Raw genomic sequence first — 12,103 nt, 5'->3', positions numbered from 1 at the left:
TCCTCCCGCGCGTAGGATTTCGAGCCGAAGCAACCGGTCATATCACGGCCGAGGCGGGAGGAATGACCCGACCAATGCCCCAGTTCATGGAACGCGGTACGGTGCCAGTTGATCGGTTCGAAATAGGCGGCTGGCGGCGGGACCTGCACGAAGTCGCTCGCAGGGCTGTAGAAAGCGCGGCTGCCTCCGATCCGAAAATCCGCGCCGGTGGCCCGGATCAGCGCCTCTGCTTGCGGTTCGATCATGCCCGGCAGAGGTGGTGGCGCGACGGCGGCGACGTCCTCCGGCAGGTTCTCGCATTGATCGGCGTTGAAGACCGTGAAGCGTTTGAGGAATGGGACCGGCTGTGCTTCGTGCCCGCTCTCGCGGGCTCGGTTGCGCTCATCGTCGGGCACGAAGCGGTCGGCATAGACGATGGTCGTGCCATGTTCTCCGTTCCTGACGTTGCCGCCGAGCCCAAGCGCCTGGCGGAATGTCAGCCAGCTCTGTCCGGTGAAACCGTGCTCGATGACCGCGCCCCACAGGATCAGAATGTTGATGCCGGAGTAGCGACGGTGGGTCGACGCGTTTTCCGGCATGGCGAGCGGCGCCTTTGCCGCCGCCGTGCCCCAGGGCTGCACCCATGGAATGCGTCCGGCTTCCAACTCGGCGATGATCTTGTCGGTGATTTCCGTATAGAGGCCTGGCCGGTCGTTGCCGGAACGGGCGCTAGCGGTATTTCTGGGCATCGCGGTTCTCCGCGACGGGCGCCAGGAGCCTCTCTCCCGACCTTCAACCCGTCACGGCAAACCCGGTCTGCACTCTCACTCTCATGGACCCATCTCGGTACCCAGCGGCGGCAGGAAGTAGCATCGGCGTGGCCGATCTCACGTCAGGGATGGAAGCCCGTATGGATGAAGACCCTCGCAAATTGGTGCCCACATTGTAGCGCGTGTGCTTGGCTTTGGCGTCGACCGGCCCAGCATGCCGCGTGTTGCCAAGAGGTTCTTTGTCAAGGACGGCCAGGCGCTGGGCCAGGCTTTCCGCAGATGGTCTGGTGGGCCTGACCTTGAGCGCATCATTGTGAGCCACGGCGATGTCATCACCGACAAACCGCGCGATGCTCAAGCAGATCGCGAGATTTCGGGCATAGCGGAAAATCTCGCGATGGTGGCGCCGCAGCCAAGCCGCGTTATTTGTTATAAGTCATCAACTGACTGAAAGCGTGGGTAGCCATGTGCAACGACTATGAGCAGCATATCGCCTGGGCCGAATATTGCAGGAAGATGCAATTACTGGCGCTCGACATTCCCCCCCATCAAACCGAACTGGATTTGCCGCAGGCGGATGACGTCCGCATCAGTGATCCCGCCCCGATCATGCGCGCCGCCGGCGACACGATCGAACTCACGCGCATGACCTTTGCCTTTCCGCCCTCCGGACCAAAAGGCGGGCCGATCTTCAACTTCCGTTCGGAAGGACGGAACTTCTCCAACAGCAAGCGCTGCCTTATTCCGGCGTCGGCTTTCTTCGAATTCACCGGAAAGAAGTCTCCAAAGGCTAAGCATCGCTTCACGCTCAACGGCGCCTCGTTCATGGCGATCGCCGGCCTGTGGCGCGATGGCGAAGGCAACAAGCCCCCGACGTTCGCTATGCTGACGACGGAACCCGGCCCGGACGTGGCGCCCATCCACAATCGCCAGATTGTGGTTCTGCGCCCGGACGATTGGGCGGCATGGATCTACCTCACGAAACCCGAGGTGGAGCTGTTGAAGGCCCTGCCGGCCGGGTCGCTGGCGGTAGAAACCGTGCGACAAGGAAGCGACTAGCTCAGATGCCGGTGCGTTTTGCGCAAACACGGAAGATTCTTGGCGGCATCGCTGCGGCAATTGCGGCCCCTCGAGATCGCGGCTCTCGCCAAAGCGTCAGCACCTCGTTGTCATTGATTGCCGAGTGGCCACTTCCGCCATCAGCCACGCTTGGCTCGTCGGTGCGCACGAAAGGTATCGAGCGTGAAATACGTGCCCGCCTGCCATGGGCGGTGAGGAAGTACATCAAAGCCGAGACGGGTCGCATCACATTGCGGATGCGCGAAGACGATGCCGAAGAGTTCGAGGCCGCCTCGAACAAGATCGCCAAGACCCTGGAAACCATCGAAGTACTCCCGGTCCTGCCGCGCGAGGCGGAGGACATCCTCACAATTTCTTCGCGTGAGCGTCACAAGTGGCTGAAAGACGGACGGCTGCAAAGCATTGGCACCCGCACCGTGAAGATGCGCGGTCGATCCAAGGCCGTCACCTTCCACGTGTTCGATCCCAAGCACATCGAGGACATCCTTGATCGCGATCTGCCAAGCCTTTGGCGCGAAGAAGACGCGCAGCAAGTTACAGAGAACAGGCGACGTGGCGCCGGCAAGGCTGCCCTGACGCGGGCGGGAAAGGGTAGCGAGAAGGTTCGCGGCGCCGGGAATAACCCCAGAGATGACGCTCCCCGGCCTAAGTTGAAGGGCTGGGACGCGTTCGACGACGAGGGCCTGCTCCGTTAGATCCGCCTTGTAGCCACTCGCGCGTCCACAATGGACCCTGAGCGAAAGCTAACCGGGAGCCGAAACGATCTGCAGTCGCGATTGGCCGGTCCCGAACCATTCCATGCTGAAGGAGTTCTTCAAGCCGACAACAGCCCGTTTTTGAGGATGGCCAATGTTCGACAACTTCGTGCTTGAAATGATGGAAACCGAGGGCGGGCCGATACGGCTTCGGCATGGCGGATCTGGGCCGCCTCTGCTTCTGATCCATGGCCATCCTCGCGCGCATATGACGTGGGGCCAGGTCGCGGACTTGCTGTCAGCAGATTTCAGGATCGTGTGCCCCGACCTTCCGGGCTTCGGTCGCTCCTACGTACCGGCCGATGACCCCGAGAGCAGGTTCTCGTCCAAGCGGGCAAAGGCTTCGGCGCTGGTGGAGGTGATGGAAAGGTTGGGCCACCACGCTTTCTTCGTCGCCGGGCATGATCGTGGAAGTCTGGTCGCTTTCAGAATGGCGATGGACCATCCCGACCTGGTGCGAAAGCTGATTGCCGTGGATGGGTTGCCAGTTATCGAGCATCTGGAACGGGCCGACTGGAACTTTGCCCGCGATTGGTACCACTGGTTCTTCTTTGCTCAACCCGAGAAGCCGGAACGGGCCATCCTGGCAGACCCGATGGCATGGTATAGTGACTTGCGGCCAGATGAGATGGGAAACGATGCCTATGACGAATTGGTTTCATTCATCCACGATCCAGCCATCGTCCATGGCATGGTCGAAGACTACCGCGCTGGCATAAGGATCGACCATCGCCACGACCGCGAAGATCGAGATGCCGGCAGGAAGGTGCGCTGTCCGATGCTCTGTCTTTGGTCACTCGACGACGATTTGGAGCAGATTTATGGCGATCCGGTTGCCATCTGGAAGCACTGGGCCGACGACGTGGGGGGCTACGGAATCAGGAGCGGGCACCATGTCGCCGAAGAAAATCCCGCCGCTCTCGCAGCAGCGTTCAAGGCCTTTCTCTGAAAAACGACAGAAGCACCGATTGAGCGATCGCCCATGCGTGTCGACGAACCCAGCCATTGTTCGGCAGACCCGTTCTTGCACCGCCCTATTTGAAATCCCGTGTCTTCACCCTGATCTGGTCGATGTGCAGATAGGGATCGATAATATTCCGCGGCCTCGGCCCCTTCGGCATGCCGCGCGGATCGGGCGTCGGGCTGCCATGATGGAATTCGTCGCCGCGGCCATGCGGCAGGGGAAAGGCAGACTCACGATCGCCAACGCTGGCCAGATCGGCGGAAAGATCGCTCAAACGATGAGCGACAAGATGGACCACCTCGCCTTCCCTTTGGATGCGACCATAAACGCCAATCATGCCGGCGCCGAGCACGACCCTGCGATATTTTTCGAAGACCTTGACCCACACGACCAGATTGGCAATGCCCGTCTCATCCTCGATTGTGATGAACATGACGCCCTTGGCCGAGCCAGGTCGTTGGCGGACCAGCACGAGGCCAGCCGCCTCGAGCCAGTGCCCGTCGCGCGCCTGCATGGCCTCGCGACACGAGACGATGCGCTTGCGCCCCAGGTCGGCGCGCAGGAAGGAAACAGGATGGTCGCGCAGGGTCAGTCCAACATGTCCATAGTCCTCGACCACTTCGCCGCCGGCGGTCATCGCACGCAGCGCGACAAGGGGCTCCTGGATCTCCGATACCGTCCGCTGCTCGCGGCCGGAGGCCGCCGCAAACAGTGGCAGCGGTTCGTCGCGCAGTGCCTTGATCGCCCACAGGGCCTCACGCCTCGCCAGCAATAGGGATGGTTGGAAAGCGTCAGCCTGGGCGAGTTCAACCAGAGAGGCAGCAGGAACACCGGCGCGGTGCCAGAGGTCATCCACCGACGCAAAGGGCTGGTCTGCGCGTGCGATGACGATGGTCGCAGCATCGGCGTTGGCAAGACCCCGGACCATGCGCAGACCAAGCCGGACAGCGAACCGACCGTCATCGGCGGTGGGCTCGAGCGTGCAATCCCAACGCGAGGCGTTGATGCAGACAGGGCGCGCTTCGACGCCATGGTCACGTGCATCGCGAACGATCTGCGCCGGCGCGTAGAAGCCCATCGGCTGAGCATTGAGAAGAGCGGCGCAGAAGACATCGGGGTGATGGCATTTCATCCAGGACGAGGCGTAGGCGATCAGGGCGAAGCTGGCGGCATGGCTTTCGGGAAAGCCATAGCTGCCAAAGCCTTCGAGCTGCTTGAAGGTCTTTTCGGCGAACTCGCGCTCGTAGCCGTTCTTCACCATGCCGCCGATCAGCTTGGCGCCGAAGCTGGAAACGCCACCGGTGTGCTTGAAGGTCGCCATGGCGCGGCGCAGTTGATCCGCTTCGCCTGGCGTGAAGCCGGCGCATTCAATCGCCACCCGCATCGCCTGCTCCTGGAACAGCGGCACGCCCAGCGTCTTTCCAAGCACCTTTTCGAGCTCAGGCTTGGGATAGACGACGTCTTCCTTGCCTTCGCGCCGGCGCAGATAGGGGTGAACCATGTCGCCCTGGATCGGGCCTGGCCGAACAATCGCAACCTCGATGACAAGATCGTAGAAAGTACGCGGTTTGATGCGCGGCAGCATCGACATCTGGGCGCGGGATTCGATCTGGAAGGTGCCGAGCGTGTCGGCCTTGCGGATCATCGCATAGGTGCGTGGATCCTCGGCAGGGATGGTCGCGAGATCGAGAGTGATGCCCTTGTGCTCGGCCAGCAGATCGAAACCGCGCTTCATGCAGGACAGCATGCCGAGCGCCAGCACGTCCACCTTCATGAACTTCAACGCGTCGATGTCGTCCTTGTCCCATTCGATAACCTGACGATCCTTCATCGCGGCTGGCTCGATCGGCACCAGATCGTCGAGCCTGTCGCGGGTCAGGACGAAGCCGCCCGGATGTTGCGACAAATGCCGCGGCGCGCCGATCAGCTGCCTGGCCAAGTCCAGCGCCAGACGCAGGCGACGGTCGCCGAGATTGAGGTTCAGCTCCTCGGCATGTTTCGGCTGGACGCCTTCGTCCGACCAGCCCCACACTTGCGAGGACAGCATCTTGATGAGGTCTTCGGGCAGTCCAAGCGCCTTGCCGACATCGCGCAAGGCGCCCTTCGAGCGATAGCGGATGACCGTCGAGCAGAGCGCGGCGTGTTCGCGGCCATAGGTTTCGAACACCCATTGCATGACGATTTCCCGACGCTCATGCTCGAAATCGACATCGATGTCAGGCGGCTCACGCCGCTCCTCCGAGACGAAGCGTTCGAACAGCAGGTCATTGCGGTCGGGATCGATCGAGGTGATGCCGAGCACATAGCAGACGGCGCTGTTGGCTGCTGATCCCCTGCCCTGGCAGAGAATGCCCTGGCTGCGGGCAAAGCGAACGATCGAGTTGACCGTCAGAAAATACGGCGCGTATTGCAGCTTCTCGATGAGCTGCAACTCGTGCCTGAGCGTGCCAACGACCTTGTCCGGCACGCCCTCGGGAAAGCGCTCCGTCGCGCCCTCCCAGGTGAGTTTCTCCAAGGCTTGCTGCGGTGTCAGACCCGGCAGCATCCGCTCCTCGGGATATTGATAGGCAAGCTCGTCCAATGAGAACCGGCAGCGCTCGGCGATCTCGATCGTCCGCGTGAGCGCTTCGGGGTAGCGGCTGAACAGCCGTGCCATTTCATCGGGCCGCTTCAGATATCGGTCGGCGTGCCGCTCGCGCCGAAACCCGGCATCATCGATCGTCACATTGTGCCGGATGCAGGTGACGACGTCCTGCAGGATGCGCCGTGACGGTTCGTGGAACAGGACATCATTGGTGACAACCGTTGGCACGTGGGCCTGTCCGGCAAGATTGGCCAGATCGTGCAGCCGCAGCGCCTCGTTGGGACGGCGCCGCAACGTCAGCGCCATATAGGCGCGATCGCTAAATGCGTCGCGCAGCCGGCGCAGCCAGAGTGAGCATGTGTCATCTGCCTGGTCGGGCACGAGCACTGCAAGGAGCCCCTCGCCATAGGCGACAACGTCAGCCCAATGCAGCACGCATTTCGCCTTGCCGCCACGCTTCTTGCCCAGCGACAGCAAGCGGCACAGCCGCGAGTAGTCCGCGCGACCGGTCGGGTAGACCAGGATGGAAATCTCTTCCACCAGATCCAGCCGGCAGCCGACGATCAGCCTGACGCCGGTTGCCTTTGCAGCCTCGTGCGCGCGGACAATGCCGGCCAGACTGTTGCGATCACAGATGGCAAGGGCGGGCATTCCCATGCTGGCTGCTTGCGCGAACAGTTCCTCACATGAACTCGCGCCCCGCAGAAAGGAAAAATGCGAGGTGCATTGCAGCTCGACATAGCACGCGTTCATCCGAAGATGCCGTGCAGGAACCAGCGATGCGAGCCGGTCGCGGTATCCTCGCCGTCGCCTGCGCGATAAATCCAGAACCGCTCGCCGGCTTCGTCCTCGACCTGGAAATAGTCGCGCACGGCAGTTAGCTCGGCGTCGCGCTTCCACCATTCGCCGAAAACCCGCTCGGGACCATCGGCGCGCTTGATCCGTCGACGGATGCCTTTCCAGGTGAAGCTCGCCGGAGGATGGTCCGGTAGCAGCGCAATGGCCTCGATCGGCTCCGGCACGGTAAACAAGCGAGCCGGACGCGGCCAATGGTCTGGCCATGCGTCGCCGGTCTCAGCGGATGCAGCGGCTACACGCCGGAAAGATCGCTCGGGCACATCGCTGGCAACCGGGGTAAACCGATAGAGCTTTTCCTCACCGACACGGTTGCCGAGTGTGTCGATCAAATCCGAGATGTCTGCATCCCGTTGCTCGATCAGCGACGAAACGGTCTGCCTGGGGGCGAGTGATTCCGCCAAGGGCGCGGACAGGCGCATCAACTCGATGCCGAAACCCGGATCGACCATCTCGATCTTGTCGCAGAGCAACCGTGTCAGCCGCTTCACATCGCGGACAGGCAAGGCCATGCCGACGCGAACGGCTTCGATGCGGTTGTCGACGCGGTAGAGCAGCAGGTCGAGCCGCCGGGCCCCGAGGCCCTTGGTCTCGAGATCGACACACAGCGCTTGAACAAGCTTGCCGACATAGCGCGCGATTGTCTCGGCCGCACCGATGGGCTCGCCAAAGGCACGTTGGACTTCGACCACATCCGCTGATCGCACCGGCTCAATCGGCTCGGCGAGGCGTCCAGCAGCCTGGTCAAGCCGGCGGCCGAGTTCCGGCCCGAACCGCAACGTCAGTGGCGCGCGCGGCTGCTGCAGAAGCTCGCCTACCCTGTCGAAGCCGAGAACCCGCAAACCCCTGACGATTGCGTCGGGCAACCGCAGTGCCGCGATGGGCAGTGGAAGAATCGCATCCTGCGATGCGTTGACGGCGACCACGCTGACGGTCTGCTTCACGTATCGCGCCACCGCATGAGCAGCACCCCAGCTATCCGCTATGGCTGCGCGCGCCGAGAAGCCGACCTTGCCGAGATGTTCGACCATATCGGCCAGCATCAAGCGTTCACCGCCATGAAGATGATCGGCGCCCGTGGTATCCATCACCAATCCGTCGGGAGGTTCTGCTGCGACAATCGGCGCGTACCGCCGCAAAGCCCACAGGGCCAACCGATCCAATGCCTGCGCGTCTGCTTCAGGTTCGGCATCCATGACCGCCAGCCCCTGGACGAGGGCCTGCGCCTTCGTTGCCGGCATTCCAACGCGCAGGCCCGCTTCCAGTGCCGCGCGATCCACCGCAGTCACCAGGCGACGATTACCGTGCCGCCCGACCAGCACCAAAGGCTTATCCGGTGGCGGCGAGACGTCGCCCAATTTCCTTTTGAGCCGGTCGGTCGACCAGCTTGGAAGGAATAGCGAGACGACCCTTGGCATCACAAGCCTCCACTTCGATATCGAGTGTTTCCCCTCCACGAGACCGGATCAGTTCAAGTTGCCATCGCGCCCGACCAACGCCGGGCACAGGCAGCGGTCGCGACGGCAGCACGGAAACCCGCCAGCGGGTGACAGACGCCGTCGGCTGCCCGAAATCGGCGGCTTCGGTCTGGCGGCGCCAGCGGCGGATGGCGATGCCCATCGCGCCGGAGCCTTCCGATGCCAGTTGCAACCGGCGCGAGGAAGTCATGGACAGGCGCGCCACTTCCGCGACCACCGCTCCAAGACCGACATGCCGCAGACCTTCCTCGAAGCAGGCGAGCAAGGATTTGTCGTCACCGGCTTCAACATAGATCACCCGGTCGGGATGCAGTCCGACCTGTGCGATTGCCGGCGCAAACAGATCCTGGCGCGTCACGCACCACAGCACCTTGCCTTGCGTCCTCGCTGCAATCCCGGCTGCAAAAAGCGACGCTGCAGCGCCATCGATCGCTCCATTGCCGCCGCCGGCAACTTCATGAAGTGCGCCAAGCGCCACACCCCCGCCTGGCAGATGACTGTCGATCGAGGAGATTCCGAATGGGAGCACCGCTCTTTTGCGCGCGTTACCGCCTTCGAGACGCGCAATGCGACCTCGCAGATCGGAAATAGCAGCGTTTGGCGTCGATGCACTCATCTGTCCCCTGAACGCGACATGCTGGCGGAATGTTCCTCATTTGTTCCCTTCCTAATAAAGAGTCAATGGCATGGCGAGGTGGCGCCGCGGAAGAAATTTTGTCGCGACCGCCTGGTGGCACCGAAAGAACCGTTTGCCAGCAGGACGAGGCGTCGAGGCCACCTGTCCTGTTGGGATGTTCGCGCCGGGTTGGCGGCGCACAAGGAAAACGGCGTATAAACCGCAGTCCCGGGCGCGTCCGCAATGGCGGACATTGTCGCGCGCGGGACGGAGGAAATTCGCCCCCGCCGCGGGCGGTTAACAGGACAGCCGTAGGAGCGTCAGCATAGCGCCGGCCGCAGGACGGGACGCGGGACCGACTGTCCCCGTCCGCGGTGGTCCGTGTAGCAGCGGCCATGAATGCAGTTGCGTTGGGATTGAGCACGAAGCCTCAACCGATTGCCTGATGTACGCTATCCTATTGAAAAAACTACCCTATTTCCAAGCCATCAGGATTCTATTGACACCTTTGTTCTTATTTTGTTCACTGTTGGGAGTTTGATAATGGAGGCGAACCATGGAACTTCGCTTGAACATTGAAGGTGCAACGCCCGAGGAACTGGCACGCGGGGTCACGGCAGCCGAAGCAGTCTTCGCGCGCGCCGGGATTACGGCTTTGCAAGGCGCGGAAGGTTTGTTCGCGTTGGAAGGCTGGGATATCAAAGGCTTTCCGGAAGACGACCAGCCAACCGAGGACGAGGACCAGGCTGCTTCGGTCTGGATGGAAGCCGACGAGGCTGCGACGACTGCATGTTGTGCGGGCTGGCCGGAGGATAAAGTTCCGGGCCATCAGATCATGGAGTTGATCGACGTGCCCCGAACGAGATTGCAGGCCGAGGCGCTCCCGGACACGTGGCCGGCGCGCAAACAGCTCTATCCCGATGTTGTCACCCGGTTGGAGACCACGACCGGGCCGGACCGCCAGATCGATTTCGATATTGCCTTCGTTCTTGGTTGGGTGCCCGAGCGGCCGACGCTGGATCAGGTCGAGCCGCTTTCGGAAAATGGCGACCGTATCCCCTTCTTCACCAGCAACCTCGCCCAAGTGGAAGAAATGGCTCGCAAGGCGCTCAAGGACTGGACGATCGAGATTGACCAGGACCCCTACGATGCCCACGTTTTCGATCCTGCAGCCAGCGAAGACGGTGAAGAATTGCGGATGGCGGCATGGCGCGATTTCGACGGCTCCCTGCTTATGGAGAAGCCACCTGCAAATCCTGCAATCGCACTGACCCTGGCGATGATGCGCGGCCAGTCGATGCATTTCGATTCGCGGTGAACGGGTTACACGGCCATCGTCGATCGATCTTGCTTGGCCACTCCAGGTCGCACGCTGGATGGCTAAAAACCTGACAAGCCCACACCGCACCCGAGGAGAGAACCATGTCAGAAAAACCACCCTATATGCCGACCGGCATTGGAACAGGCATGATGAGCGACGACGAGACCAAGGTCGGCGTTCTGATATTCGAAACGGCGCAAGGGAACTTCGACTTCGCAGTGAATCTGCAGGCGGTCGATATCCTCACCAAGGCCATCAACAAGATCGAGATGCATCTTCGCTCCGGCAAGACGCGCTGAGTGTCCGACGATGTGCCAGATCAGAAAAGCCGAAGCCAGGACCTTCGGGAGATCACGCAGGGACCACGCATCGTGCGGCGGGGCGGCGGGGCGTCGCAAATCCGTTGTCAGTCGCCGACTGGCTCGGCTGGAGGAAACGCTCGGAAGCCAGTGCTCTCGCGCACGACTCGCGGCGCTCGGTTGACGGACTACCGCTGCGATCGATCACGACTTCCTCCGCAAGATATCCTCGGATTTACGCCACGGTCAGCCCCAGGGGTCCGAATGGTACATTAGAGATATCTAACATTTCTCTTTTGGCGAGACGGGGTGTACTTTAGTTATCGCTGGGTGATCCTAGCGACCTACACTGCCCGCTGCTGAGAGGTGGCGGGCCTTTTTGTTTATGTGTGGAACGCCGCAATCCAATGGGAGTTGGAATGCTGTCACCGTCCCTTCCGTGGAGGCGATGATGGCCATGGACGTACAGCCGTGGTCGGCCCGCTCCCGCTTTCTCAGTGGGCGGGCCATCTCGCGGGTCGCTCACCGGCAACACTTGGTGCACCATGCCGTCAACCTCGATACGCAAGTTCGAATACGACCCGGAAACCAGGGTTCTCTCAGTGTGGTTTGTAGCGAGTGGCAGGCAGTACGACTTTCTGGACGTGCCGCCGGAGATGGTCGCCGATTTCAAATCTGCCTTTGCCAAGGGCCGCTATTTCAACGATCGCATCCGCAACCATTTCGCGTTCCGGCCCGTGGCAAGCTCCGGTTCCAGTGGCACATGCTGAGGTAGATTGTGCCAAGCGACCTGGCGGAAGTCGCGCATGTCGAACTGCTGGCCGCACACCGGACAGGTCATGAAATTGTCGCGCTCGTCGGCCGGCTCACCGTCGTGCGCCTTACCAGGGATCGGCGCTCCAAGGTCGGATAGCTTCGTCATAGCTATCAAACATTCAATTCGTCTAAAGTGTTCCGGAATCATTTTAGCGCGTGCTAATTGAGTCGCACTATGCGAGTCGGCGCATCCCTCTGAAGTTCAAGCCCATGGAGCCCGAGCCGGTCGACACGCGTCGAGCTGATGCAGGTACTCAGTCAATTCTTGCCGGGCCGATTGGCCTTGGATGGCTTCCAAGTCCAGCTGGGCGCGACTGGCATGAAGCAAGGCCGCGACCAAATTTTGGTCGGCTGACTTTTTGCCGGTGTATAGGCGCACAAGCTCGCGCGCCTGGACCGTCGAATCGGATTCCGGGCTCTCCCTGATGGCTGACGTAAGAGCCCGGGAGAGTATGTCGAAATCCAACAACGAAATACCCGGTCGGCTTCCTTCATGGCCAAATCCATCCTGTTGGTCTGCAGGCGATACTCGAAAGGTCGATGATGACGAAAATCGGCATCACCCCCATTCCTTCACGTGCTCAAC

The 12,103-nt window shown here is 61.5% G+C and carries 12 protein-coding genes; 8 read left to right on the top strand and 4 right to left on the bottom strand.

The window, feature by feature from the left end; genetic code table 11:
- The coding region (locus tag EOC06_RS06375; protein WP_128307355.1) for an ArdC family protein at positions 1-728 on the bottom strand (728 nt) is incomplete at its 3' end.
- 235 nt (positions 729-963) lie between these two features.
- Here EOC06_RS06375 and EOC06_RS06370 point away from each other — a divergent pair.
- The 4 genes from EOC06_RS06370 to EOC06_RS06355 all read left to right on the top strand — a co-directional run bounded on the left by EOC06_RS06370 (position 964) and on the right by EOC06_RS06355 (position 3,533).
- Positions 964-1,200, top strand: coding sequence for a hypothetical protein (locus tag EOC06_RS06370; RefSeq protein ID WP_128307354.1), 237 nt, complete (start codon positions 964-966; stop codon positions 1,198-1,200).
- Between the two features lie 14 nt (positions 1,201-1,214).
- Positions 1,215-1,808, top strand: a complete 594-nt coding sequence (locus EOC06_RS06365) for an SOS response-associated peptidase (RefSeq protein WP_128307353.1) — start codon at positions 1,215-1,217, stop codon at positions 1,806-1,808.
- Positions 1,809-1,813: 5 nt separating this feature from the next.
- Positions 1,814-2,524: a hypothetical protein gene (locus EOC06_RS06360; RefSeq protein ID WP_245469367.1), complete on the top strand. Its 711-nt coding sequence runs from the start codon at positions 1,814-1,816 to the stop codon at positions 2,522-2,524.
- Positions 2,525-2,678: 154 nt separating this feature from the next.
- Positions 2,679-3,533 carry an alpha/beta fold hydrolase gene (locus tag EOC06_RS06355; protein WP_128307352.1) on the top strand — a complete coding sequence of 285 codons (855 nt, stop codon included), beginning with the start codon at positions 2,679-2,681 and terminating at the stop codon, positions 3,531-3,533.
- Positions 3,534-3,618: 85 nt separating this feature from the next.
- Here the strand turns inward: EOC06_RS06355 and EOC06_RS06350 are convergent, their stop codons facing one another.
- The 3 genes from EOC06_RS06350 to EOC06_RS06340 are packed head-to-tail and all read right to left on the bottom strand — an operon-like array spanning position 3,619 to position 9,081.
- Positions 3,619-6,885, bottom strand: a complete 3,267-nt coding sequence (locus EOC06_RS06350) for an error-prone DNA polymerase (protein ID WP_128307351.1) — start codon at positions 6,883-6,885, stop codon at positions 3,619-3,621.
- Positions 6,882-8,405, bottom strand: a complete 1,524-nt coding sequence (locus EOC06_RS06345; protein ID WP_128307350.1) for a DNA polymerase Y family protein — start codon at positions 8,403-8,405, stop codon at positions 6,882-6,884. Before EOC06_RS06345 ends, EOC06_RS06350 begins: the two co-directional genes overlap by 4 nt.
- Complete coding sequence (locus EOC06_RS06340) at positions 8,317-9,081, bottom strand: ImuA family protein (protein WP_127266530.1); 765 nt, start codon at positions 9,079-9,081, stop codon at positions 8,317-8,319. The genes EOC06_RS06345 and EOC06_RS06340 overlap by 89 nt, the downstream gene beginning before the upstream one ends.
- Positions 9,082-9,637: 556 nt before the next feature.
- Here EOC06_RS06340 and EOC06_RS06335 point away from each other — a divergent pair.
- From EOC06_RS06335 to EOC06_RS44765, 4 genes are all read left to right on the top strand, one after another.
- The gene (locus EOC06_RS06335; RefSeq protein ID WP_128307349.1) at positions 9,638-10,399 is read left to right on the top strand and encodes a hypothetical protein; all 762 of its coding nucleotides are present in this window, start codon (positions 9,638-9,640) and stop codon (positions 10,397-10,399) included.
- 104 nt (positions 10,400-10,503) lie between these two features.
- Positions 10,504-10,701, top strand: a complete 198-nt coding sequence (locus EOC06_RS06330; RefSeq protein WP_127266529.1) for a hypothetical protein — start codon at positions 10,504-10,506, stop codon at positions 10,699-10,701.
- 545 nt (positions 10,702-11,246) lie between these two features.
- Entirely contained in the window at positions 11,247-11,471 is a 225-nt protein-coding gene (locus EOC06_RS06325; RefSeq protein WP_164762603.1) for a KTSC domain-containing protein, read from the top strand.
- An 8-nt stretch (positions 11,472-11,479) separates the two neighbouring features.
- On the top strand, positions 11,480-11,614 hold the full coding sequence (locus tag EOC06_RS44765) for a hypothetical protein (RefSeq protein ID WP_281057994.1): 135 nt from the start codon (positions 11,480-11,482) through the stop codon (positions 11,612-11,614).
- Positions 11,615-12,103: the final 489 nt, after the last annotated feature.

This window comes from Mesorhizobium sp. M7A.F.Ca.MR.362.00.0.0 (genome assembly GCF_004023175.1).
Taxonomy (GTDB): Bacteria; Pseudomonadota; Alphaproteobacteria; order Rhizobiales; family Rhizobiaceae; genus Mesorhizobium.
Note: the sequence above shows the minus strand (reverse complement) of the source record. Positions and strands in the feature narration are given on the sequence as shown.

Coding starts and splice junctions, on each gene's coding strand:
- EOC06_RS06370 (WP_128307354.1), top strand. CDS start 964: ATGCCGCGTGTTGCCAAGAGGTTCTTTGTCAAGGACGGCCAGGCGCTG.
- EOC06_RS06365 (WP_128307353.1), top strand. CDS start 1,215: ATGTGCAACGACTATGAGCAGCATATCGCCTGGGCCGAATATTGCAGG.
- EOC06_RS06360 (WP_245469367.1), top strand. CDS start 1,814: ATGCCGGTGCGTTTTGCGCAAACACGGAAGATTCTTGGCGGCATCGCT.
- EOC06_RS06355 (WP_128307352.1), top strand. CDS start 2,679: ATGTTCGACAACTTCGTGCTTGAAATGATGGAAACCGAGGGCGGGCCG.
- EOC06_RS06350 (WP_128307351.1), bottom strand. CDS start 6,885: ATGAACGCGTGCTATGTCGAGCTGCAATGCACCTCGCATTTTTCCTTT.
- EOC06_RS06345 (WP_128307350.1), bottom strand. CDS start 8,405: ATGCCAAGGGTCGTCTCGCTATTCCTTCCAAGCTGGTCGACCGACCGG.
- EOC06_RS06340 (WP_127266530.1), bottom strand. CDS start 9,081: ATGAGTGCATCGACGCCAAACGCTGCTATTTCCGATCTGCGAGGTCGC.
- EOC06_RS06335 (WP_128307349.1), top strand. CDS start 9,638: ATGGAACTTCGCTTGAACATTGAAGGTGCAACGCCCGAGGAACTGGCA.
- EOC06_RS06330 (WP_127266529.1), top strand. CDS start 10,504: ATGTCAGAAAAACCACCCTATATGCCGACCGGCATTGGAACAGGCATG.
- EOC06_RS06325 (WP_164762603.1), top strand. CDS start 11,247: ATGCCGTCAACCTCGATACGCAAGTTCGAATACGACCCGGAAACCAGG.